The organism is Methanoculleus sp. UBA303 (assembly GCA_002501655.1).
Lineage (GTDB): Archaea > Halobacteriota > Methanomicrobia > Methanomicrobiales > Methanoculleaceae > Methanoculleus.
In genome coordinates this window covers 1-22690 of record DANY01000029.1, presented here as the reverse complement: position 1 = coordinate 22690, position 22690 = coordinate 1, and the positions used below count along the sequence as shown (strand labels likewise).

General features: G+C 60.3%; 22 protein-coding genes. 16 read left to right on the top strand and 6 right to left on the bottom strand.

Going from position 1 to position 22690, the window contains the following annotated elements; translation table 11 throughout:
* Positions 1 to 8: 8 nt before the first annotated feature.
* A complete protein-coding gene (gene truD, locus BP846_RS06640) occupies positions 9 to 1280 on the bottom strand; it encodes a tRNA pseudouridine(13) synthase TruD (RefSeq protein WP_292393655.1) in 1272 nt (423 codons plus the stop codon).
* A complete protein-coding gene (gene pth2 / locus BP846_RS06635) occupies positions 1277 to 1639 on the bottom strand; it encodes a peptidyl-tRNA hydrolase Pth2 (RefSeq protein WP_292393653.1) in 363 nt (120 codons plus the stop codon). The genes truD and pth2 overlap by 4 nt, the downstream gene beginning before the upstream one ends.
* Before the next feature lie 405 nt (positions 1640 to 2044).
* On the opposite strand from pth2, the gene BP846_RS06630 reads away from it, so the two are divergent.
* From BP846_RS06630 to gyrA, 10 genes are all read left to right on the top strand, one after another.
* Positions 2045 to 2638, top strand: a complete 594-nt coding sequence (locus BP846_RS06630) for a hypothetical protein (RefSeq protein ID WP_292393651.1) — start codon at positions 2045 to 2047, stop codon at positions 2636 to 2638.
* Positions 2639 to 2642: 4 nt separating this feature from the next.
* Entirely contained in the window at positions 2643 to 2864 is a 222-nt protein-coding gene (locus BP846_RS06625) for a hypothetical protein (RefSeq protein WP_292393649.1), read from the top strand.
* A gap of 150 nt (positions 2865 to 3014) precedes the next feature.
* Positions 3015 to 4166, top strand: coding sequence for a geranylgeranyl reductase family protein (locus tag BP846_RS06620; RefSeq protein WP_292393762.1), 1152 nt, complete (start codon positions 3015 to 3017; stop codon positions 4164 to 4166).
* Between the two features lie 63 nt (positions 4167 to 4229).
* A complete protein-coding gene (gene cbiM / locus BP846_RS06615; RefSeq protein ID WP_292393648.1) occupies positions 4230 to 4868 on the top strand; it encodes a cobalt transporter CbiM in 639 nt (212 codons plus the stop codon).
* Positions 4868 to 5218: a PDGLE domain-containing protein gene (locus tag BP846_RS06610; protein ID WP_292393646.1), complete on the top strand. Its 351-nt coding sequence runs from the start codon at positions 4868 to 4870 to the stop codon at positions 5216 to 5218. The genes cbiM and BP846_RS06610 overlap by 1 nt, the downstream gene beginning before the upstream one ends.
* 30 nt (positions 5219 to 5248) lie before the next feature.
* Positions 5249 to 6082 carry an ATP-binding cassette domain-containing protein gene (locus BP846_RS06605; protein ID WP_292393643.1) on the top strand — a complete coding sequence of 278 codons (834 nt, stop codon included), beginning with the start codon at positions 5249 to 5251 and terminating at the stop codon, positions 6080 to 6082.
* The gene (gene cbiQ, locus BP846_RS06600) at positions 6079 to 6894 is read left to right on the top strand and encodes a cobalt ECF transporter T component CbiQ (RefSeq protein WP_292393641.1); all 816 of its coding nucleotides are present in this window, start codon (positions 6079 to 6081) and stop codon (positions 6892 to 6894) included. The genes BP846_RS06605 and cbiQ overlap by 4 nt, the downstream gene beginning before the upstream one ends.
* A gap of 55 nt (positions 6895 to 6949) precedes the next feature.
* Positions 6950 to 7264 (top strand): hypothetical protein, encoded by a 315-nt coding sequence (locus tag BP846_RS06595; protein WP_292393639.1) that lies wholly within the window; start codon positions 6950 to 6952, stop codon positions 7262 to 7264.
* Positions 7265 to 7516: 252 nt separating this feature from the next.
* Positions 7517 to 9487, top strand: a complete 1971-nt coding sequence (gene gyrB, locus BP846_RS06590) for a DNA topoisomerase (ATP-hydrolyzing) subunit B (protein WP_292393637.1) — start codon at positions 7517 to 7519, stop codon at positions 9485 to 9487.
* Positions 9477 to 11924, top strand: a complete 2448-nt coding sequence (gene gyrA, locus BP846_RS06585; protein ID WP_292393635.1) for a DNA gyrase subunit A — start codon at positions 9477 to 9479, stop codon at positions 11922 to 11924. Before gyrB ends, gyrA begins: the two co-directional genes overlap by 11 nt.
* Positions 11925 to 12154: 230 nt before the next feature.
* On the opposite strand, the gene BP846_RS06580 is transcribed toward gyrA, so the two are convergent.
* On the bottom strand, positions 12155 to 12370 hold the full coding sequence (locus BP846_RS06580; RefSeq protein ID WP_292393633.1) for a hypothetical protein: 216 nt from the start codon (positions 12368 to 12370) through the stop codon (positions 12155 to 12157).
* 210 nt (positions 12371 to 12580) lie between these two features.
* Here BP846_RS06580 and BP846_RS06575 point away from each other — a divergent pair, with 210 nt between their 5' ends.
* A complete protein-coding gene (locus BP846_RS06575) occupies positions 12581 to 12994 on the top strand; it encodes a secondary thiamine-phosphate synthase enzyme YjbQ (RefSeq protein ID WP_292393631.1) in 414 nt (137 codons plus the stop codon).
* A gap of 142 nt (positions 12995 to 13136) precedes the next feature.
* Here the strand turns inward: BP846_RS06575 and BP846_RS06570 are convergent, their stop codons facing one another.
* The gene (locus BP846_RS06570) at positions 13137 to 13400 is read right to left on the bottom strand and encodes a UPF0147 family protein (RefSeq protein WP_292393629.1); all 264 of its coding nucleotides are present in this window, start codon (positions 13398 to 13400) and stop codon (positions 13137 to 13139) included.
* A gap of 66 nt (positions 13401 to 13466) precedes the next feature.
* On the opposite strand from BP846_RS06570, the gene BP846_RS06565 reads away from it, so the two are divergent.
* The gene (locus BP846_RS06565; protein WP_292393628.1) at positions 13467 to 13865 is read left to right on the top strand and encodes an autoantigen p27 domain-containing protein; all 399 of its coding nucleotides are present in this window, start codon (positions 13467 to 13469) and stop codon (positions 13863 to 13865) included.
* Here the strand turns inward: BP846_RS06565 and BP846_RS06560 are convergent.
* Complete coding sequence (locus tag BP846_RS06560; RefSeq protein ID WP_292393627.1) at positions 13856 to 16105, bottom strand: DEAD/DEAH box helicase; 2250 nt, start codon at positions 16103 to 16105, stop codon at positions 13856 to 13858. The two genes, BP846_RS06565 and BP846_RS06560, sit on opposite strands and share 10 nt — an antisense overlap.
* The gene (gene glyS / locus BP846_RS06555; protein ID WP_292393761.1) at positions 16102 to 17832 is read right to left on the bottom strand and encodes a glycine--tRNA ligase; all 1731 of its coding nucleotides are present in this window, start codon (positions 17830 to 17832) and stop codon (positions 16102 to 16104) included. Before glyS ends, BP846_RS06560 begins: the two co-directional genes overlap by 4 nt.
* Before the next feature lie 308 nt (positions 17833 to 18140).
* Here glyS and BP846_RS06550 point away from each other — a divergent pair, with 308 nt between their 5' ends.
* The 4 genes from BP846_RS06550 to BP846_RS06535 all read left to right on the top strand — a co-directional run bounded on the left by BP846_RS06550 (position 18141) and on the right by BP846_RS06535 (position 22534).
* Complete coding sequence (locus BP846_RS06550; protein WP_292393626.1) at positions 18141 to 18749, top strand: response regulator receiver protein; 609 nt, start codon at positions 18141 to 18143, stop codon at positions 18747 to 18749.
* Positions 18750 to 18813: 64 nt separating this feature from the next.
* Complete coding sequence (locus BP846_RS06545) at positions 18814 to 19488, top strand: metal-dependent hydrolase (protein ID WP_292393625.1); 675 nt, start codon at positions 18814 to 18816, stop codon at positions 19486 to 19488.
* A gap of 229 nt (positions 19489 to 19717) precedes the next feature.
* Entirely contained in the window at positions 19718 to 20677 is a 960-nt protein-coding gene (locus tag BP846_RS06540) for a sulfurtransferase (RefSeq protein WP_292393624.1), read from the top strand.
* A gap of 849 nt (positions 20678 to 21526) precedes the next feature.
* Positions 21527 to 22534, top strand: a complete 1008-nt coding sequence (locus tag BP846_RS06535) for a phosphate signaling complex PhoU family protein (RefSeq protein WP_292393623.1) — start codon at positions 21527 to 21529, stop codon at positions 22532 to 22534.
* The last annotated feature ends 156 nt before the right edge of the window (positions 22535 to 22690 follow it).

Here is a 22690-nt window from a genome sequence, read left to right as displayed (position 1 = left end):
GGTCGCCGTCAGATCATCATGTAGGGGTCCGCCTTCATGTACTCACGACAAACCGTCGTCGCGTAGTGGCCGGGGGGGAGCGTAAACCGGAGCCGGACGCTCGCATCGGATACGTCCGCCTGGACATCGGTGGAGAGCGCGACCGGCCGGAGAACCCCGGCAAACTTCGTCTCCACGAACCGGGAGGCGCGCTCGAAGTCTCCGGCATCGACGCCCGACTTCTGCATCAGTTCCTGCATGATCTCATCCATCCGACCGTGCGACACTATCGGCCCGGACCCGGGGATGAATATGGCGATCTGGCACCGGCCGCGGCGGATCTGTAACTCGGCAGCTTTCTGATTTCGGGCTGTAACGATGTCTTCGCGGCCGTTCAAGAAGAGTAACCGATCGCCGACCTCCGGCTGGGAGAGCGACAGACCGGCACCGATACGGCAAGAGAGCGCGCAGTTGAAGAGGTACGACTGAGATGCGCTCACCAGGAGCGAGAGGAGTTTTGGGGGGAGCGCCCGGAGCGCACCGGCGTAGTCGCCGGGGTTTGCGACGATGTGGTTCGCCATCGCTCGCTCGTAGGTCATCTGGATGGGGAGGTCGGCGAGCGCCGCCCGGGCATCCCGTGTTTCAGCGAAATGGGTCCGGGCTCGTTGCGCCTCTTCCGATTCCCGCGGGTACGCCCGGCCTACATACGTGACCACGGCGCCTTCGTAATCGCCCTTGAGGATGCTCTCGCCGACGATGTGGGTGACCGGCCGGACAACGCCGAACCGCTGCAGCCCGTAGTAGTTCGGTATCCCGGCGGATGCGACCTCCGTGACCGCCTGCACCCGCTCCGAGAGGTTCTCCGGTATGCAGTCCTGGATGACGATCTCGAACCGATTACCCGCGAGACCCCCGAGGGCGATCTGGTGTTGCGACCGCCCGACGACCTCGAGGGATATATCCTTGAGGTGTACCCGTCCGGCCTCTTCGGGCGATATATCGTAGATCGATATGAGCTGGGTGGTCACTGCGTTCTTATCTTTGGTTCCCGCCCAGGCGATCCGCCGGTGGCTGATGCCGAGTTGTTTTGCAATCTCTTTGACCGCCCGCTGGAGTTCCCAGTTCTTCTTGGTGAGCTGGCAGATCAGGTACGGCCCGTCCGGATCGCGGATCGGGAGCGGCAGTTCTTCAACGACAAAATCCTCAGGGCTTGAGCGGAGCCGCCCGCCGATGCCCGGGGTAACGGACGCGTAGTAGCGCATCCCGAGTTCCTCTTCCAGGGGATAGGGTGAGGGCATCATAGCAGGGGGAGATCGCCGGTGATCCGGTCGAGGTCTTCGGCGCGGGCGGGCCCGAGACCGAGCGCTGTCACGGTTCCCGGCGGTATCTCGGTCATTCCGGCATCCTGGATGATGGATGCGGGGATGCCCGCCCGCTCTGCAATCGTTTTGAGTTCGAAGAGCTGTCGTTCGTTTTGCGCCTTCAGCACCACCTTCTTCTGTCCTTCGTCGAACCAGGCCTTCCGGGCGATCTTATCAGTCTTCTCGTAGGCCCCTATGGCGGCATGGGCGATCTGCGCACACTTCTTGCCGCAGCTCATCTTGATGTCGGCGCGCACGATCAGGCACTGCTTCCACTTGAACTCCCGTATATCTGGCATTTCGTACTAGTTGGGGCATGATCCGTCAAATACGCATCTATGGGGGCGGCGATCGAAGTGTGTGCCGTGCCGCCTCTCCTCACCTCGTGACTCCCCGCAGCAGAGGGGTTACGTGAAGACCGGAGGGTTTCCACGTGCTCCGGATCCTCTATCTTTGCGGGGCAGAAGGAGCAGAGCGGGAGGACTCCCCCCGGCAAGTGCGAGAGAACAGGCCCCCAAAAGGCGATATCCGGTGGAAAACCGCGTCCTGAGGGCTAAAATCCAGACCTTATCCCAAGGCGTTATGAGATTTAAATGATAAAAAACTGCCCATTTTCCTTTAGCGGCCCTCACAGGACCCATCTTTTCGGGAAACTTATTTATAGGTGGCCGCCTATAATCTGGCATCAAACGAGGTGATTATTTGTGGTAAACCGTGAACAACTACTTGCCGAATCCCGGCATGAGATCTATGATAGTCTCCCAAAGATCGCCGTCGGCCTTGCCATTGCATTCCTCATATGGATCTTTGGCGTGCTCATCTTCCTGCCACTCGCAAAGGTGCTCGGGAACCCGTTCCTCTTTGGCCTGATAGGCCTTGACAGCCTGATCTCAGCGATAATCCTCGTCGCACTCGTGATCGTCGTCTTCGGCATCTTCAGGGAGGTCCTTGATGTCACCGATGCGCTTGCGGGGTATGTTACCGGGGCATACTCTCGGGGAGAGACACCTGACGAGCAGGTGGAGCGCTATCGGCTGGCGTTCCGGGGTATTGCGTACGTGCTCCTTGCCGTCATCGCGTTCCTGTTCTTCCTGCCGTTCATCGCGGGGATCTTCCCGGTTCTCGCGGGCATCATACTGGTCATCCTGGTCCTCTGGGCGATCCTCGTCCTCTTCCGGACCGGCAGGCTCTTCTCCGGGGAGATAGAGCGATGGGCCGCGGAGTTTTCCCAAAAGATCGAGTTGCAGCGACAGGATATGGCCCTGAAGGAACAACTGGCTGAAGACCGTAACGAGTAGACCTATGAGGAAGATATCAGTCTACCTCATTTTTGTGGCGGTATGGGTGCTCGCGTCCGTGGCAGTTGCCGCATGTCCCGCTCTTATGGCCCCGGTCGCCGGGGCGCTCACGCTCACCCTCGATGAAGCGGTCGCGCTCTTCCTCTCCGTGATGGTCGTGCTGACCATGATCTTTCTCGCCCTCATCGGCCTAGAAGCCGGCAGATTCGTGGCAGAGTATCTTTGAGTAGCAGACGACCGACCCTGCCTGCTGCCGACGCGGCGTGATGTGTTCATTTATACTCGTCGAGACCTAGTATAATCAGCAAACGGATCGTCGGCTGCCGGTTTGCAACGCAAAGACAGCCGGAATCTCATTTGTGCGAGGCATGGTAGTCTGACCTGGGATGTTGTTGTTGTGGGCGCAGGCCCCGCCGGAAGTGCCGCCGCGCGGGCGTGTGCAGAGGCGGGGCTCGCGACGCTCTGTATCGAGGAGCACGGGACGATCGGCTACCCGGTGCAGTGCGCAGGATTGCTCTCGGCGTCTGCGTTTGCCGAGTGCGGCGTCTCGAAACGTTCGGTCCAGAACGAGGTGAGCGGTGCGAGGATGGTCTCAGACCTCGGGGGGGAACTCCTCTTCGATGCACGGGCTACAAAGGCCTACGTCGTGGACCGGTGCCTCCTCGACCGGGAGATGGCAGAGGAAGCGGCAGGTGCCGGGGCAGAGTTCCTCCTGAAGACCAGCGTATCAGGCATCAGGGGTTTCTCTCTCCTGACCCGGGGAGTCCGCGGGCGCGAGGAGATCCCCTTCCGCCTCCTGATCGCCGCGGACGGGCCACGGAGTTCCGTCGCCCGTATGCTGGGATTCCGGCGCCCGGGTCTCCACCTCGCCGGGATCCAGGCCGATGTGCCGTGTGCGGTGGACCCTCGCTACGTGGAGCTGCACCCCAACGCTTCGCCCGACTTCTTCGGGTGGGTGATCCCGGTCTCAGCGACCCGGGCACGTATCGGTCTCTGTGCACGAGAGGGCGCAAAGGACCACTTCGACCGGTTCATCGCCCGCTACGGCGAGAACTGCGTCCACCTCGTCAGCGGGGTCATACCGCTTGGAGTTATGCCGCAGACCTACGGGCGCCGTGCACTCTTCGTCGGCGACGCGGCAGGTTTTGCCAAACCCACGTCGGGGGGCGGGGTCTACACCGGCATCCGGTCGGCAAAACATGCGGCCGCGGTCGCGGCGGCCTGCGTAGCGCGCGGAGCGTTTGATGACGGGAGCCTCCGGGACTACGAACGGCTCTGGAAGGAAGACTTCGGGAAAGAACTCGATATCGGCATGAAAGTGCTCAGGATACGGCAGAAGATGACGCCGAAGGATATCGACCGCTTCTGCCGGGCCTTAAACGATCCGGACCTCATCAAGACGATCGTAGAGCACGGCGATATGGACCGGCCGGGCGCCCTGATCCGCAGGCTCGCCCTGAAACCTGCATTGGCCCGGGCAATGGGCATACTTTTCGCATCAGGAGTACGTCAGATTCTTACCGGTTGATACAACCCTCGCGCTTGGTAACACATTTATACCAAAACGTAATACAACTCAATCAGGTGTGTCATGCATATACCTGACTTCATGTTTCCCGTTGCCCAGGGCCTTGTCTACTGGGTCATCGCTCTCATCTTCATCGTACTCGCCCTCCGATGGGCACGGCACTCGATGGGAGAGGAGAAGGTACCGTTAGTCGCCGTGCTTGCGGCAGGCATCTTTGCCATCCAGGCATTGAACATCCCCATCCCCTGGGGAACGAGCGGCCACATGGTCGGTGCGGCGCTCGCGGCAATCGTCCTCGGGTCGCCGTTTGCGGGAGTCTTCGTCCTGACGCTGGTGCTCCTCGTGCAGGGCGTCATATTTGGTGACGGCGGCATCATAGCAATGGGCGCAAACATAATCAACATGGGCGTCATCGGCGGCTTTGTCGGTTACTACGGCTATGTCGCCATCATGGGCGTGACAAAGAACTCATATGCCGCTGCGTTCATCGCCGGATGGGCGTCGCTCTTCCTCTCCGCGATCCTCTGTGCGGTCGAACTCGCCATCGCCGGCACGTTCCCACTCGTTCTTGGACTCACCTTCATGGGGGGATACCACGCCGTCATCGGTCTCATCGAGGGAGGCATAACTGCGGTTGCACTCTACCTGATCGCATCGGCACGGCCCGATATCCTTGAACACCCCAGGGCGGTGAGCACATAATGGAGACGAAACAGTTTGTCATGATCGGTATAGCGATCGCTCTCGCGATCGCTGTTGCCGCGCCGTTCCTCGCGTCCGGGAACCCCGACGGGCTTGAGAGCGCGTTCTTCAGCATCTACGACGCAAAACACTTCACGGGCAGCGAACTGGATGAGGAAGCCGCCGCTGCAGCGGAGGAGCAGGCAATCGCTGCGACCGGAAACGACTTCTCATACGAAGCGCTCATGCCCGATTACACTATCCCCGGCCTGGATAAGACCGGCGAGGTGCTTGCCATCGTACTCGGCACGGTCCTTATGCTAGCCCTGGTCTATGGCGTTGCCCGGGTGGCTGCACGGCCCGATAATTAGATACCCGACAAACTCCCACTTTTTGCTATCATGCACCTGGTCGAGACACGCGATCTCACCCACATCTACCGTGGCAATGTTCCCGCCCTGCAGGGTGTGAACTTCATTGCAGAGAGAAAGTCCCGCATCGCCGTCATCGGGCCGAACGGAGCCGGGAAGAGCACGCTTTTTAAGCACTTCAACGGCATACTCAAACCCACGTCCGGCGAGGTGCTGGTCAGGGGCGAACCGGTCACGAAAGAGAACGTCCGCGAGGTGCGCAAGTTTGTGGGAATCGTCTTCCAGAACTCCGACGACCAGATCTTCTCCCCCACCGTGGAGCAGGACGTTGCGTTCGGCCCGACCAACCTCGGCCTCGACGAGGCGACGGTCGCCCACCGTGTCGGGGAGGCCCTGCACCTCCTCGGGATCGAGGGTCTGCGCGAGCGCGTGCCCCACCACCTCTCGGGCGGTGAGAAGAAACGGGTCGCCATCGCAGGCATCCTCGCTATGGAGCCGCAGGTGCTGGTGCTCGATGAACCGACTGCCGGGCTCGATCCCCAGGGCGTCGCTGATCTGGTGGCGTTCGTCAACCGGCTGCCTGAGGAGTACGGCATGACGGTCATCTTCTCAACGCACCAGGTCAACCTTGTGGCGGAGGTGGCGGACTTCATCTACGTTATGGATCAGGGACAGATTGTGGCCTCCGGGACGGTCGAGGAGATCTTCACCCGACCGGAACTGCTCGCCCGGACCAGGCTCGACGTGCCGGTCATACCGAAACTGATCCGGTCGCTGCAGGAGAGCGGTGTCACCATCGATATGGCCTACACCTATGAGGGTGCGAAGAAGTCGTTCCTCGACGCGTACACGAGAAGAGCATGATCGACGACCTTTACTTCATCGAGAAGCATGCTTACAAGACCAGCATCATTCACCGGCTGGACGCGCGGGTCAAACTCCTCGTAACCCTCGCCGCCATCGTGGCGATCATAGCCATGCCGTACTCGACGAAGGTCTACGAACTCGGTGCCGTCCTCTTTGCTCTCGTTGTCGTCCTCTGGGCCTGCTCCCGGCTCTCGCCGGCCGTCTACATCCGAAGGCTCGCGCTCATCATGCCGTTCGGGATCTTCCTTATCGGGTTTCAGATGTTTGTAAAGAACCCCTATTACGACGTCTTTCACCCTATTGCTGCCCTGCCGTTCGGGATAGAGGTCTACGCCGAGTCTGTGCAGTTTGCTTCTATCCTCCTCGTGAAGTTCATCGTCAGCATATCGTTCATCATCCTGCTCTCATCGACGACGAGGATGCAGGATCTGCTGGAGGCATCGGGGAGGCTTGGCCTGCCCCGCGAGTTCCTCCTCCCGCTTGGGATGATGGTCCGCTACATCTTCGTCTTCGCCGATATGTTCGGCAAGATCCGGTCCGCGATGGATACCCGGTGCTTTGACCCCCTTGACCGCACCCTTCCCTACCGCTACAGGCTCCGCCAGCTCGGCTATACGGTCGGTATGATCTTCATCCGGTCATACGAGCAGGGCGAGCGCACCTACACGAGCATGCTCTGCCGGGGCTACGGGGAGAACGCCTGCCTGCACACAGGACGAAAACCCCTCCGTGCCGGAGAGGTCTCCTTCTTTGCCGGCTCGCTCGCCCTCATCGTGCTCTCAACGGTCCTGATCTACCTGCACCCTTAGACGAGTGCGCGAGAAAGCGGATCGTTCATATCAGCCAGCAGTGTATAGGGTAGGTATGCCCGCAAAGAGCGAATTCGGCAGAGGGTTTGTCGTCAACCTGATGCTGCTTTCACGGCACTTCGGCCTCTCCCCCGAGAAAGCCTTCTTTGGCGCCGCGGATCACCTCAACGACCTCACGGTGCCGGAACCGTTCCGGGGAACCGAGATCGAGGAGCTCGTCGAACGCCTCCGTAAGATGGTGATCTGGCACCAGCCGGGCATCCTGGATAAGGAAGACGCAGCAGATATTCGCAGGCTCCTCAACCGGATCGCGGTCGCAGTCGATAGCGAGCTTGGCATACCTGATCCGGATACAGGGAAATACGACTGACGGGGGCGCTTTCTTCCCTGCCTGAAACCGCCCTCATCAGATTCTTCCCGGGACAGACAGGGGGGGAACCCGGTCGTGATACTCGACCTCTTTGGGCGCGCTCCCGGTGAGGTTTCACCAAACCGCGGACTGGCAGGATAAGCCTGAATCCGTGAATTTTCCGGAGCCATACAGTATAAGTGGTTATAAAATCAATATATACTGTGAGTTTTACTGTGATTCAGGACGCCGCTCGTTCAGCGGAGGTCACAAATGACTGATACCTACGATGCTTCCCACATCACGGTACTGGAAGGCCTGAGGCCCGTGCGGGAACGCCCCGCTATGTACATAGGCAGCACGGGAACCCGGGGACTGCACCACCTCGTCTACGAGGTCGTGGACAACGCCGTAGACGAGGCTCTTGCCGGGTTCTGCGATCTCATACAGGTGGTCATCAACCGTGACGGCTCAATCACGGTGGATGATAACGGGCGTGGTATCCCCGTTGACTACATGCCCCAGTATAGCAAGAGCGCTCTTGAGATCGTTCTCACCGTACTCCATGCTGGTGGAAAGTTCGATAAGAACACCTACCAGGTATCCGGCGGCCTGCACGGTGTCGGTGTCTCGGTCGTCAACGCCCTCGCGAGCTGGCTCGACGCGACGGTCTTCCGGGACGGTAACGTTTACGAGATGCAGTTCCGGCAGGGTCTGGTCGCAAAGCCGCTCGCGAGCCGCCCGGAGACCGAGCACGAGATGAAGGCGCGGTATGAGGAGCGATACGGCGCCCGGCCCGGTCAGCGGTTCGACTACAAGCGCCTTCAGGGAACCAGGATAACGTTCCAGCCTGACCGGTCGATATTCGAGACCGTCGAGTTCGATTATGATGTGCTGGACCACCGGCTCCGCGAGCTTGCCTACTTAAATAGCGGCCTTATGATCAGCCTCCGGGACGAGCGCACCGGGGATTCGGTCACCCACTGTTTCGAGGACGGCATCAGGCAGTTTGTCGCCCACATCGGCGAGGGGAAAGAGAGCCTCCACGATGACATAATCTACTTCCAGAAGCGCGACCCCGAGAGCATGGTCGAGGTTGAAGTGGCCCTGCAGTACAACGACTCGTACGCAGAGACAGTCTACACCTACGTCAACAGTGTGAATACCCGGGAGGGCGGCACCCACCTTGAGGGGTTCCGGAGCGCCATCACCCGGGCGATCAACAGCGCTGCTCGCAGAAACAACCTCCTCAAGAGTAACGACGCTCAGGTCCGGGGCGAAGACGTCAGGGAGGGACTCGCCTCCGTCATCAGCACCCGGGTGGCCAACCCGCAGTTCGAGGGGCAGACCAAGATGCGCCTCGGGAACAGCAACGTCCGGGGCATTGTGGATTCGCTCGTCTACTCGTCGCTCACCGAGTACTTCGAGGAGCACCCGAAGACCCTCCAGGTGATAGTGGATAAAGCGATGACGGCTGCCCGGGCCCGGGAGGCCGCCCGGAATGCACGCGAACTCGCCCGGCGGAAGAGCACGCTCGAGTCGACCGGCCTTCCCGGGAAGCTCGCCGACTGCCAGGAGCGGGACCCGGCAAAGAGCGAGCTCTACATCGTGGAAGGAGACTCTGCAGGCGGTTCCGCAAAACAGGGGCGGGACCGGAAGTTTCAGGCGATCCTTCCCCTGCGAGGGAAGATCCTGAACGTCGAGAAGGCTTCGGAGCACAGGATCCTGAAGAACGCTGAGATCCAAGCGCTGATATCCGCTATCGGCACTGGAGTCAGCGACAGTTTCGACGCGGAGCGGGCCCGGTATCATCACATCATCCTGATGACCGATGCGGATGTCGACGGTGCTCATATCCGGACGCTCCTCCTCACGTTCTTCTACCGCTATATGACGGAACTCGTCGAGAACGGCTACATCTACATCGCCCAGCCGCCCCTCTACCGGGTTGCCCGGGGCAAACAGGAGCAGTACGCCTACCGCGAGGAGGAGATGCGGGAGATCACCGCCGAGTGGGGCGAGAAGGGTGTCACGATCCAGCGCTACAAGGGTCTTGGTGAGATGAACGCCGGGCAGCTCTGGAGCACCACGATGGATCCAGCGCACCGGGTGCTCAAACAGGTGAAGATCGAGGATGCCGTCTACGCGAACGATATATTTGAGAAACTTATGGGAGAGAATGTGGACGCCCGGAGAGACTTCATCCGCCGGCATGCAAAGGAGGTGAACAACCTTGACATCTAATCAGGTTGTCCCGATCAACATAGAAGAGGAGATGAAATCATGCTACATCGACTACGCGATGAGCGTGATCATCGGCCGCGCCATCCCTGACGCGAGAGACGGCTTAAAGCCGGTTCATCGCCGCACTCTCTACGCCATGCGGGAACTCGGCAACACAAGCGACAAGCCCTACAAGAAGAGCGCCCGTATTGTCGGAGACGTGATGGGTAAGTACCATCCTCACGGCGATTCGGCCATCTACGACACGCTGGTGAAGATGGCGCAGCCCTTCTCCTACCGCTACATGCTGGTGGACGGCCAGGGGAACTTCGGGTCGATCGACGGGGACTCCGCTGCCGCCATGCGATACACGGAGGCCAGGCTCACGAAGATCTCGGAGGAACTCCTGGCCGATATCGAGAAGAATACCGTCGACTTCGTCCCCAACTTCGACGAATCGCTCCAGGAGCCTGACGTCCTTCCGGCACGGCTTCCAAACCTCCTGGTGAACGGGTCGAGCGGGATTGCGGTCGGCATGGCGACGAATATGCCGCCCCACAACCTCCGGGAGGTCTGCGAGGCAACCTGCCGCGTCATCGATGATGCGGGCGTATCCACGGAGGAACTGATGCGGGTCATGCCCGGCCCGGATTTCCCGACCGGCGGAGTCATGATGGGTACCGAAGGGATCCGGGATGCTTACCTTACCGGGCGCGGAAAGTGCGTGGTCAGAGGCATCGTGGAGATCGAGGAAGAAGGCAGGACTCCGCAGATCATCATCACCGAGATCCCCTTCCAGGTGAACAAGGCACGCCTGATCGAGAATATCGCCACCCTCGTCCGCGATAAAAGGATCGAGGGGATCAGCGATATCCGCGACGAGTCGGACCGGGACGGCATGAGGGTCGTGATCGACCTGAAGAAGGGCGTCGCGCCCCAGGTGATACTCAACTACCTCTACAAGCACACGGCGCTTGAGTCCTCCTTCGGCATCAACAACCTCGCGATCGTCGACCGCCAGCCCCGCACCTTGAACCTCAAGGAACTCATCCACGAGTTCCTCAAGCACCGGGTGGACGTGGTCCGGCGGCGGACCGAGTTCGATCTCGCGAAGGCAGAGGAGCGGAGGCACATCCTCAACGGTCTCCTTGTCGCGCTCAACAACATCGACGCCGTCATAGCAACCATCCGGGCATCCGGGACGACCGATGAGGCAGGGGCGGCCCTGATAGCGAAGTTCGGGCTGGACGAGGTTCAGGCGGATGCGATCTTAAAGATGCAACTCCGCAGGCTTGCGGCGCTCGAGCACCAGAAGATCCTGGACGAGCGCGATGCCCTCGTAAAGGAGGTTGAGCGGCTCTCCGCTATCCTCGCAAGCGAGACGAGCATCCTCGCCGAGATCAAAAAGGAACTCATCGACATCAGTGCCCGCTACGGTGATGAGCGGAGGACCCGGATCGGGTACGCAGCCGAGGCCTTCGATAGGGAGGACCTCATCGAGGATAAACCGATGCTGGTCTCGCTCACCTCCTCGAACTACATCAAAAGGATTGACCTCGACACCTACCGCAACCAGCGGCGCGGGGGCCGCGGCGTCATCGGCATGGCCACAAAGGACGATGATGGCGTCGAGAACGTCTTCGTCGCGAATATGCACGACAACCTCCTCTGCTTCACCGATCGGGGACGCGTTTACTGGCTGAAGGTCTACGACCTCCCCGAGGGGCAGCGGACGGGCAAGGGCAAGGCCGTTGTCAACCTCTTAAACCTCGATGGCGAGGAACGGGTGACCGCAGTGATCCCGGTACGGGAGTTCCGGTCCGATCACTACCTCTTCTTTGCGACGAGGGCAGGGACGGTTGCGAAGATGGCGCTCGATGAGTTCTCGCGGCCACGGCAGACAGGGATCAATGCCATCAACCTCCGCGACGGCGACGAGCTCGTGGACGTGAAGGCGACAGACGGGGACCAGGAACTGATCCTGACGACAAGGTTCGGGCAGAGCCTCCGGTTCCACGAGGAGGCCGTCCGCCCTGTTCACCGCAACGCCATGGGCGTGCGGGGGATCAGGCTCCGCAACGGCGATGCCCTGCAGGCGATATCCGTGGTCGAGGAGGACCATCTCCTCACCATTACGGAGCAGGGCTTTGGTAAGCGGACGGAGTTCGATGAGTTCCGCGGCCACGGCAGGGGCACGATGGGAGTGCGCAACATCGTCGTCGACGCCCGGGGGGGCTCTGTCATCGGGTCGATGGCGGTCTCCGACGACGACGAGATCATCGTTATGAGCGCGTCAGGCATCGTGATCCGGACGAAAGTTTCCGAGATCTCGATCCAGAAACGGGGCACCCGCGGTGTCAGGATCATGAGGCTCGACGACGGCGACCGCGTCATCGGGTTTACTATTCTTGATTCTGAGGAAGAGGAGGAGGAGGAGGAGGAGGAGGAGGAGGAGTAAGACCTCCTCGTTCCCGTTCTCTTCCGGCCAGAACAGACTCTGGAATCACTTTTTTCTGGCCTCCTGGCAGGCAGGCCTTCGTCCCGGGCCGTATGGGCCCCTCCCGGCGCGGGTATCACAACGGGTGTTGCGATGTCTCGTTGAGGCGGAGCGTGCAGCAGGAGTTCGAGAAGACCAAAAGGCTTCGTTGTGCGGTTTCAGGACAGCCTCCCTCCAGCCCCCAAAAACGGTTAGTGTGTCAGTCTCCCGAAGTATTTGAGCGCCTCGGGCCTGTGCCGCTCAAGCTCCGTGAAGAAGTACTGTGCGAGTTTTGGGTCGGAGTCGTTGACCGCCTGCTGCAGGGTGCGCATCAGCCACCCCCCGATCTCCTGGTTCTGATCGAGCGTATTCATCACGACGACGACTGCCTCATCCACATCCTGTCTGTCATTCCACCGGTAGGGCATGAAATACCATCTCCGGGGAGGAGATGCCCACCTTACCTATAAAGTGTTTACGGGCCACCACACCCCGCAGGGGCCCCTTCCGTATGCAGAAGCATTTCTGTAATGTGCAGGATGAAGCAGGCCATCGGCAAGGCTCCGGCGGCAGCCACCGTTCCGTGGGGTTTATCAGGACAGGAGACAACAGGGCGCGTGGATGAGGTGTCCAATACAATGTTCCGTACAACTATTCAGGTCGAGACGCACGGCGAAGGAGAGATCGTCAACCTCACACCCAGAATAGAGCAGGCGATCGCCGAGAGCGGCGTGCGGGAGGGTCTTGCCAGCATCTTCGTCACGGGGTCGACTGCCGCCGTCACGACCATAGAGTACGAGCCCGGTGTGCTCTCGGATCTCCGTCGGGCGCTCTCGGTCATCGCCCCGGCCGATATTCCCTACGCGCATGATGCGGCATGGGGCGACGGCAACGGGCGGTCCCACGTCAGGGCAGCGGTGGTCGGACCGTCGCTCTCCGCCCCGGTGATCGAGGGCAGGCTCGCGTGCGGCACCTGGCAGCAGATCGTCCTCCTCGAACTGGACGTCCGGTCAAGCCGCCAGAGGACGGTCTACGTAACTGTCCAGGGCTGAACGCAGGAAAGAAGGTGACTGGACGACCCCGGGGTTGCCGAGCGGCAGACGGTGAGCAGAGCGATACGGCGCTTGATTGCAACCTCAAATAGTATCACTCTGCCCTGGCCCTCGCCGGAGTCGTTCAAGAAGAAAGAGCGGTTTAATCGAGAGGTACCGTTTCCAGTTGCGATACCAGTTCCCAGATACGGGTCCGTGCATGGACCGGCATGTTCGGGTCGTTGCTGATCTCGTCGATCATGGAGATCGCGGTTGCGGCACGGAGACCGATACTTCGGGATTCGTCCCGGAGGACCGTTCTGGTCTCATCTGCAACGCGCCGTATATTGCGTGGAATGGTGGAATCCTCGCTGATATTCTGCAGCATCTGGATGCAGATCCGTATTGTTTCGTCTGGACTTGCCATTAGATATACCCCTCTATTATTAGAGGCATCCAGACATATATAAGTTGATTAAGGGAGTCCGACGAAATGACGGCTGATAAGGCTGACGAAGTCATGGCTGAGTATCTCCTGAAGGGAGGAAAGATGCTCGCTAAATCCTGTAAAGTATGCGGGTACCCGCTATTTGAGTACAGGGGAGAGACACAATGCGTGATCTGCCCGCTTGAAACGCCAGAAGAACTCCTGCCCGAACCGGAGCCATCGCGGCCGGTCTCCGCCCCACGGGCACCCGAGGAATCTGTGCGGTCACCCGCACCGGCCGCAACCGCCTCCGGGCCGCAGGACCGGGTCTCCTCGGAACTCGAGCAGACGATCATCCACCTCTGCGAGCGCATCAGGGGCGAGCAGAGGGCCGGCGAATGCCTGACCCTGATGATGGCGGTTGAACGAGGCGCCGAAGCGCTCGCAACATTGGGTCAGCGGTAAGGTCTGCGGGCAAGGTCCCATATGCTGCGTGCGGTCTTCTCCCCGATCCCGTGCACGGATGCCAGGTCCTCCACGTCGGCATCGATGATTGCCTTGAGCGATCCGAAGTGTTCGAGGAGAAGCCGTGCACTCCGGAGACCGATGTTTGGGAACGCGGCGAGCGCATACTCCTGTTCTTCGCGGACCGAACGATAGGATTTCTTTGGGTGCACCTTCCGCTCTCCCCGCTCACTCCCCTCACGCTGTGCGAGGACGTAGAGCATCTCGGCGGTGTCGTCCGCATCTCTCGTGCGTATCAGTGTCACGCCCATATCCACCGTGATAGCAGCAAGCGTGCCTCTCACGGCGTTCGGGTGGATATTGCGCACCTCATAGAGGTCCTCTTCCCCCTCGATGATCAGGACCGGCCGCGGCACCGCGTCGGCCATAGCCCTGATCTGCCCGAAGAGGTCCCGTTCCACCAGGGTGCTCATGAAGTCGTGGGAGGTCTTGCGCTCAACAAGGATACGGTCGCCGATGGCATAGTCGCCGAACTCAAGGCGCTGTAGCGCGATCGATGCCCCGAGTTCGTGCAGGCGCTCGACGACCCGTGACGACGTCTCCCGATCATCTACGGTGATCGCCGGTCCCGGGGGAGCAAACGCAAGGAAGTCTATCTGTTTTGTGGCGGCCGGGATGGGCGGGGGCAGGGCGAATTCCGGCGCGGTGCTCATGCTCTTGATCCCCGTCACCATCGCCCGCTCCCGGGTCTGGCTCACGTACCGGAACGCCTCGTCGGATGTGCCTTTCGTCACCAGCACGACGATCGTGCCGCTGCCGCTCCTTCCGGTCCTCCCCTTCCGCTGGATGCTCCTGATCTCCGAGGGGACGGCCTCATAAAAGATCACCATATCCGTCGAGGGAACATCAAGCCCCTCCTCGCCTACCGATGTCGCGACCAGACACCTGAACTCCCCCTCCCGGAATCGGGCGAGGCTCGCGATCTGCTCTTTCTGCGTAAGCCCCCGTTCCGCATCCCGGGAAGCCTGGCCGACGAACCGCTCGCAGGCGATGCCGCTCTCGGAGAGCGCGTCGACAAGCGTCTGGACGGTGTCGCGGTAGGTGGCAAAGACGATGATCCGGCTCTCCGGGTGCGCTGCAAGTTGTGCCCGCACCAGTTCGAGGACGATCGCGACCTTGGGGTGGAGTTCCTCCTTCCAGCCGCCGGAGACCTCGACGAGGTGCTGGTAGACGGGATCGCCGACGAGGCGCTTGCTCGCCTTGCTCCCTGTGCTCGAGGCCCCTTCAGCGCCGAGCCGGGCCAGGTAGAGTTTGAGCGCCTCGCTTCCTTGCGTCTCGACGAGCGTTATGGCATGGCGGAGTTTCATGCACTCGGCGTGCAGGGATGCCGCGATGAAAGCCGAGGGGTCCCGTGTCCGTATACGCTGCTGGATCTGGGCGTTCAAGCCATTGAGCGCCTTCATCGAGAGTTTATCTGGCTTAGGGACCCGGAAGTTGAGGCTCGCGAGCCTGGTGAGGCGTGACTCTACGAGTCCGCGGAGGGCAAGGAGCGCTGCCTGCAGTTCTTCAGGCAGGTAGACATCGACATACTGGATATCGCGCTCGTGGATGTAGGGGAGGACATCCTCGTCGGTCTCCACCCGTGTCTCGATCGCCTCGATGTGAAGGTTGTTGCAGACATCCTGCACCTTCGCCTGGTCCCCTCCGGGGGAAGCGGTCATAGCGAGGAGCAGGGGGTCGTTTGCAGTGGTGCAGTAGTGCTGGGCAAGGAAGACATACGCGTAGTTCCCCACCGCCCGGTGGCACTCGTCCACGACCAGCAGCACGACGTCGGCGAGGCTGTACCTCCCTGCCAGGCAGTCGTTCTTGATCACCTGTGGGGTGGCGAAACAGATCCGGCACGCCTCCCAGGCTCTGGCCCGTTCATCCGGCGGAGTGTCTCCGGTGAACATGGCAAAATCGGACTCCTGTGGCTCAGAGCCGTTCCGGGAGAGCAGGAACTGCCTGAAGAAACGGAGATGCTGCTCGACAAGGGGTTTTGTAGGCGCAAGCATCAGCACTCTCCCCGGGTGAGAGTAGAGGCGGGACGCCGCGACAAGGAGCGCGACAGCCGTCTTCCCGAGGCCGGTCGGGAGGACGACCATCGTGTTCGCATCAAGCGCCCGGAGCGTAATGGAGAGTTGGTACCGCCGCTCTTCGATGCTCTCCGGCCGGATCAGCGGGTGGGAGACGTAGGTCATGCCCTGAGTTCATGGAACGTGATGGCCCCGGAGATGAGTGCCGAGAGGACCTCCGGCAGCCGCTCGACCGGTATGCGGACCTGCTCCATGCTGTCACGGTCCCTGACGGTCACGGTGTTGTCCTCAAGCGTATCGTAGTCGACGGTGACGGCAAAGGGTGTCCCGATCTCATCCTGCCTCCGATAACGTCTGCCGATGGCGCCGGAGTCGTCATACTGGGCGAGGATGCGGCACCGGGTGAGCCTCTCCGCGATCGTCTGCGCGATTGCATCGAGGCCATCCCGGTTCATCAGCGGGAAGACAGCGGCCTGGACCGGTGATATCGCCGGCGGGAGCCGGAGCACCTTTCTCATCTCGCCGTCGACCTCCTCCTCAGCGTAACTGTGCTCAAGTGCGACGTAGATCATCCGGTCAATGCCGTATGACGGCTCGATGACATGGGGCATCACCTCTTCGCCGCGGATCTCTACTTCCTCCTCCCGGACCTGGTAGAGATCTGCGGGGATGAAGATCTCCTCGCCGTCAAGGGTGATCCGCGCGCCACCCTCTCCCGGGTCCGAAGCGGCCAGAGCGTCCGCGACCGCCTTCGCCCTGCCGCGGAACCGGGGGCCGAGCACGCCCATGTCGGCCACAATCCGCCGTTTCATAACCCGCTTCGGCTCATCGTAGGGCACGAAGACCGTCATCGAGGTGCCGGAGTGCCCGGCGTGCGAGCGCAGGTCGTAGTTGGTGCGGTCGGCGATGCCGACGATCTCGACCCACCCGAACCGGCCGGAGAAGACCTCGGCGTCCCAGCAGTCGGCCGCGTAGTGTGCCCGCTCGTCGGTCAGGTGCTGGCGGAACCGGAGTTTCGCCGGATCCACGCCGATGGCGGTTAAAATCTGGTGCGTGAGCGCGATGTAGTAGGCCACGTACTCGTTTGCGATCAGGCCCTCATCCACGGCGGCACGCATCGTGATTCCGGCCGGTTCCTGGTTGTCGATCTGCCGCGCGATGGTGAGGAGGGGCGCTGCGTAGTCCGCATAGCGGTGGAAGGCGGGATGGTCCTTCTCGTCGGGGTGGACAAAGATCTCGGCCTCTGCCTGCGAGAACTCCCGCAGCCGGATCATGCCCTGGCGGGGGGAGATCTCGTTCCGGTAGGATTTTCCTATCTGGACAGCGCCGAAGGGGAGTTTGTCCCGGTAGAAGCGCAGGAGCCGGGGGAAGTCGGTGAAGATGCCCTGGGCGGTCTCGGGGCGCAGATAGCCCTTCCGTTGCGACCCCGGGCCGATGGTGGTCTCAAACATCAGGTTGAACGCAAAGACACCCGCTTCACCCAGGTGCTCCTTGCATGCAGGGCAGGGCAGTTCGCAGAGCACTGCCTGGAGCGCCCCCGACGAGAGCGTGCCGGCATTCTCGATGCCGTTCTCTGCTGCGACATGGTCGGCGCGGAGGTATTCGCCGCAGTGCGGGCATTGCACCATTTTGTCGGCAAACTCTTTCACGTGACCGGATGCGACGAAGATTGCCTCGTTTCCGACGGTGGGGCATTCGATCTCGTAATAGCCTTCCTGGAAGACGTAGAACGATCGCCAGAGGTTCTCGATATTCCTCTTCATCATCGCCCCGAGCGGCCCATAATCGATAAAACCGGCGATCGACCCGTATATCTCGGATGAAGGCCAGACAAAACCACGTCTTCTGGCTACTTCCATGACTTTTTCGTAAATATCGCTCGTCTCGGCCATAGTCTTGCAGTACATTTGAGCGCCGGTGCTAATAAAGAATGGTTCTCCTCTCGCGGGAGATCAAAACTCTTCGAAAACAGGCTGTATAGGAGAACTTTTTTTCACGGCCGGCAATATCTCGAAAGATATTGTTACATCCCGGAAAACGATCAATCTCTTCCAACGGTTTATATGGCAAGTTTTAAATGTTAGCAGTTGTAATGTAGGGAACGTTACGCCCCGGTTGGGGGATAAGCTATATATATTGGAGATCATCATGGATGACCTCCAAAGCCGGACGGTGGAATATAGAAGAGAGAGATACGGACATGGCAGAAGATACCCGCAAGCAGCAGCTCCTTGAGCTGTTCACGACCATCACGAACAAGAAGACGATCGTTGAGCCGATGAGGAAGGTTCACGGTACACTCCGGGATCGCGACGCTGTTGAGCGCGAGATTGCCCTGATCATGCGGGAGGTCCTCGATCAGGGGTATTTCAAGACCAAACTCGCCCCGCGGCAGCTCGCAAAACTCGTAGTTGCGTACTACGACGGCAAAAACGATACAGAGATAGCGAGGGCTCTCGGCGACGAGAAATTGAGCAAGACCGTGGCACGTGCCCGGGTCCGCCTCAAACTCTTCAGGGAACTCGACTTCAAGATGCCGTTTGATCGCGAGATGATGACTGAGCTTCTTGATTCCGGGAAGACCATGAAGGAGATCAGTGAGGAACTTGATGTGAGTCCCTCCACACTTCGTGAGTACCGCCATGTGATCGAACAGCAGAGGGACACCACCCTGGATCCGTATCTGGAACGGATAAGAGATGTGATGGAAGACCGTGATCTCTCTGAACAGATGACGCGCGGTGTCGTCAACGACGGCCTCTCCGAGGCCATCGATATGGCCGAAGCGATCGATATGGGGGAGTTCTGAACCCCCTGTCCACCCTCTGCAATTTAACTGAACATTTTTTAAACAGCAAGCCGATCTCTTCTCCATGCGGTTGACCTGGCTTGGCCATGCATGTTTCTCGCTCGTTGGATCGCGGACAGTCCTCATCGACCCCTTCATCCCGGAAGGCTCGCTCCCAATAGAGCCCGATATCGTTGCTGTAACGCATGCCCATGCGGACCACCTGGGCATGACTGCGCGGTTGAAGAAGAAGACGGTCGCCATCAACGAAGTGGCGAAGTACCTGGCATCGAAGGGTGTTCCTGCAGAACCGATGAACATCGGCGGCAGCATCACCATCGACGGTGTCCGGTTTACAATGACGCCCGCTCTTCACTCCTCGTGGCTGGAGGACGAGGGTATGGGCTTCTACGGCGGCGTCGCCGCCGGGTTTGTCATCACGATAGACGGCACCAGCGTCTACCATGCCGGTGATACGGCGCTCTTCTCAGATATGCAGATTATCCGGGACCTCTATCGGCCAGACGTGGCGCTTCTCCCCGTCGGCGGGCGCTTCACGATGGGGCCCGACGAGGCGATGGTCGCGGCCCGGTACGTCGGAGCGCCGCTCGTGGTCCCGATGCACTACGACACCTTCCCTGCCATCCGGCAGGATGTCCAGAACTTTAAGCAGGCTATCGAGCGGACGACATCGATGCGGGTCATGGTCCTCTCGCCGGGTGAGAGCATCGATATCAGTCCGGAGAGTCCTCTCGCGTGACCCCTGCAGAGGTCCCCTCCTCATCGCAAGCCAGGAGGGTGCGGGCATCCGCGTATAACGGGGCACCTCTCCGACAGCGGCAATGGCGAATGCATTGATGTGCGCTCACCGCGCTGCAATCAGGCCCCTCCCGCACTCCATCGGATCCTGCAGAAGGTATATGGGATCTCAAGCTCGGAGTGAACCCCGGGCCACTATCCGAAGTGAGATCCAGTACGAGGTGACTGAAATGGAGGAGATGCTTACCCCCCGTGGTAAAGAGCACCTGCAGGCGAGTAGTGACCGGGAGAATGCCCCGTATCCCCGTGGTGACGGGAGAGTCAGACTGGTGACCACAGATTGGCTGGCTGACCACCTGCACGATGACAACCTGACGGTCCTTGATACTCAGCCGGATGTGCACGACTACATCCGTGAGCACATCCCCGGCGCCGTCTACCTAAACGAGGGAGTCCTGCGGGTACCCTACCACGGCTTCCCAACGTCGTATGGTCCGACTGCCTGCCTGCAGGAGTCGTTCCGGCGCATAGGGCTTGAAGCCGGCTCCCCGGTCGTCGTCTATACCGGTAAAGGCGCATTCTCCGGCCGGGGTGACGGGCTTGCGCAGACGATGATGACCTATACGCTGGCGAAATACGGCCATGACAGGGTATACATCCTTGATGGGGGGCTTGATACATGGAAGAGCGAAAATCGGGAACTCTCGCAGGAATACCCAGCCGTCGAGCCATCCAACTTCACCGTGGAGGTTCATGACGACTATCCAATCGGCTATGAGGAGTTTTTGCAGGTCAAAGACAACGATAACGTGATCGTGCTCGATGCACGCCCGGCAAAGTTCTACGAGGGACATGGGCCCTGGCGGAAGGCCGGGCACATCCCCGGCGCTATCAGCCTGCCCTGGAGAGACCTGATGGACGATGCGAATCCGGCGCTGCTCAAATCGAACGACGACCTCGACATGATCCTGGAAGAGCACGGCGTCGACCGGAGCCGGACCGTCATCTGCTCATGCGGGACCGGCCGGGAAGCCACAAACGAGTTTGTCCTCTTCAAGTGGCTCTACCTCTATCCCAATGTCCGGATCTATGAGGGATCGTTCACCGAGTGGGTCACGCATCCGGATAATCCAGTCATAGAGGGGCCTCTACCGCGAGAACATAAAGCAGAGGCGGCTCCTGCACGGTAATCCGTGAACGCCCGGACAACCGGCCAAAACCTTTATTTTACAGTTTTTACAAATGAAAATAATTAAATACTTATATCGAGTAAATACATCCAGAGAGATTTGGATCCGCGCAAGACACTTCCCCCCTTGACGTCGTCTTTTCGTGTATCCTCTTCTCTCTAAACCGCACACAGTGTGGCATCTCTTCTGCCGTCCGGTTACCAGAGAAGTTTCACCCCTCCTCAACTGAGACAGGTCCACAGGCTCGACGGCGCGCACTCTGCCTGTGCTGTCATGCCAGTTCATCTCCACCAGGCCCGTTGAAACCCTGTTCTGGTCGTGGTGGGAGTGCGCTCGAAGGTCTTTGGATCCCGACGAACTTTCCGGCAGTCGTTAGAACGCCCGAAGGGTGCGGAGGGGTTCCCCCCACCCCGCCCCGGCCTCTTCACTCCGGGTACAAGGCGCCCGAAGACTGGTCGGCAGACCCGGTCTTCCTTTCGATGGCTGCAGTACCGCATCGTTCCGCTCCCCCTGCACCCGGAGGGAGCGATGAACCCGCGCAGAACCCTGCACCTGCATCATCCTGCGATCGCTTTTGCCTGGCCCACTGGATCTCCCGGAGTTCACGGTAGCCGCTCCATGCAACCTGATGCTCCCGGACCCGGCGTCCCGGTAACCAGTGGACCCAGAAGAGGGTGGCGAGCATACATCCCCAGGCAGCCACAGCGGAGAGAACCCGCCGGAATATTACAGGGCAAAACCGGAAATTCCAGGTATCTCCGGGGTCTCACAGTGCGGCTATGTTTATATGGTGGGATGGGGCAATCTTTGCATTGCCTTATGCCCAGGGCTCCGGCACAGGTGATGGCTATGGAGATTCGGAAGGTTCAGATAACCGGCGGTTCGTCGTATGTCGTCTCGCTCCCCAAAGAGTGGGCGAGATCTCTCAACATCAGGAAGAATGACCCTCTGGGGCTGATTGCGCAGAGCGACGGCACCCTCCTCATCACTCCGAAGATCACGGGTGAGGCAGTGCAGCGGGTGAAGATATTCGATGCGAGTGCGATCGGCGACCCTGAGTTCTTCTTCCGGTGTCTGGTCGGCGCCTACATCATGGGCTACACGGCTGTGACGATCACCGCGCCGGGGAGGATACCTCCCCGGATGCGGATGGTGGTGCTGGACTTCACCCGGATGGTGATCGGGCAGGAGGTAACAGAAGAGAATGACACCACCATCACCATCAGGGATCTCATCAACCCGGCGGAGATGACCTTCGAGAGTACGCTTCGGCGCATGCACATCCTCGCACGGGGGATGCATGAGGATATCATCAGCGCGCTGAAGATGAAGAGCCGGGCGCTGGCCAAGGATGCTACCGCACGTGATAGAGAACTGGACCGTCTCCACTGGCTGATCGCCCGGCAGTACCACCTCATCCAGAACGACGGAAACCTTGCAAGGCGCATGCAGGTGACCGTTGCCGATGCAGCCTGTTACGCCCTGGTCAGCAGGATCATCGAGCGCATCGGCGATCACGCTGTCAATACCGCGACAACCATTCTCCCGCTGCTGGATTCGGATCTAAACCCGGATCTGTTCGGGGATCTCGAGTCTGTGAGCGCAGAAGCCCTCACTATATTTGATGCCAGCATCTCTGCAATGATTGAGAGAGACATCCGTGGTGCCGACGCAAACATCCGGTCAATCACCGGGCTCGCTGCCAGGTGCGATGCGATCGCCCGCAGTATTCCCCTGCAGTCCGGCAGCGTGGCGCTTGCGGCCGGCAGCATTGTGGAGAGCATACGAAGGCTCGGGGAGTGCTCCAAAGAGATCTCCAAGTGCACGATCAACCGGCTCATCGCCGGGGAGCCCTGACGCGGGGCAGAGTAGTGCCCTACGAAACAACTGGTCATCTGAGATCCCATCCCGGTGTTCCCGCTTGCATGCAATCCGGGGCACTGGGATGGGGTCTCCGATGGGATCGGAAGAGCGTCGTGTAGGGTAAGCGCAGATCTCGGTGGTCGCTGCATC

What these genes read in the sequence shown, in the direction of transcription:
- truD (WP_292393655.1), bottom strand. Translation starts at nt 1,280, where the DNA reads ATGATGCCCTCACCCTATCCCCTGGAAGAGGAACTCGGGATGCGCTAC.
- pth2 (WP_292393653.1), bottom strand. Translation starts at nt 1,639, where the DNA reads ATGCCAGATATACGGGAGTTCAAGTGGAAGCAGTGCCTGATCGTGCGC.
- BP846_RS06625 (WP_292393649.1), top strand. Translation starts at nt 2,643, where the DNA reads ATGAGGAAGATATCAGTCTACCTCATTTTTGTGGCGGTATGGGTGCTC.
- cbiM (WP_292393648.1), top strand. Translation starts at nt 4,230, where the DNA reads ATGCATATACCTGACTTCATGTTTCCCGTTGCCCAGGGCCTTGTCTAC.
- BP846_RS06610 (WP_292393646.1), top strand. Translation starts at nt 4,868, where the DNA reads ATGGAGACGAAACAGTTTGTCATGATCGGTATAGCGATCGCTCTCGCG.
- BP846_RS06605 (WP_292393643.1), top strand. Translation starts at nt 5,249, where the DNA reads ATGCACCTGGTCGAGACACGCGATCTCACCCACATCTACCGTGGCAAT.
- cbiQ (WP_292393641.1), top strand. Translation starts at nt 6,079, where the DNA reads ATGATCGACGACCTTTACTTCATCGAGAAGCATGCTTACAAGACCAGC.
- BP846_RS06595 (WP_292393639.1), top strand. Translation starts at nt 6,950, where the DNA reads ATGCCCGCAAAGAGCGAATTCGGCAGAGGGTTTGTCGTCAACCTGATG.
- gyrB (WP_292393637.1), top strand. Translation starts at nt 7,517, where the DNA reads ATGACTGATACCTACGATGCTTCCCACATCACGGTACTGGAAGGCCTG.
- BP846_RS06580 (WP_292393633.1), bottom strand. Translation starts at nt 12,370, where the DNA reads ATGCCCTACCGGTGGAATGACAGACAGGATGTGGATGAGGCAGTCGTC.
- BP846_RS06575 (WP_292393631.1), top strand. Translation starts at nt 12,581, where the DNA reads ATGTTCCGTACAACTATTCAGGTCGAGACGCACGGCGAAGGAGAGATC.
- BP846_RS06570 (WP_292393629.1), bottom strand. Translation starts at nt 13,400, where the DNA reads ATGGCAAGTCCAGACGAAACAATACGGATCTGCATCCAGATGCTGCAG.
- BP846_RS06565 (WP_292393628.1), top strand. Translation starts at nt 13,467, where the DNA reads ATGACGGCTGATAAGGCTGACGAAGTCATGGCTGAGTATCTCCTGAAG.
- BP846_RS06560 (WP_292393627.1), bottom strand. Translation starts at nt 16,105, where the DNA reads ATGACCTACGTCTCCCACCCGCTGATCCGGCCGGAGAGCATCGAAGAG.
- glyS (WP_292393761.1), bottom strand. Translation starts at nt 17,832, where the DNA reads ATGGCCGAGACGAGCGATATTTACGAAAAAGTCATGGAAGTAGCCAGA.
- BP846_RS06550 (WP_292393626.1), top strand. Translation starts at nt 18,141, where the DNA reads ATGGCAGAAGATACCCGCAAGCAGCAGCTCCTTGAGCTGTTCACGACC.
- BP846_RS06545 (WP_292393625.1), top strand. Translation starts at nt 18,814, where the DNA reads ATGCGGTTGACCTGGCTTGGCCATGCATGTTTCTCGCTCGTTGGATCG.
- BP846_RS06540 (WP_292393624.1), top strand. Translation starts at nt 19,718, where the DNA reads ATGGAGGAGATGCTTACCCCCCGTGGTAAAGAGCACCTGCAGGCGAGT.
- BP846_RS06535 (WP_292393623.1), top strand. Translation starts at nt 21,527, where the DNA reads ATGGAGATTCGGAAGGTTCAGATAACCGGCGGTTCGTCGTATGTCGTC.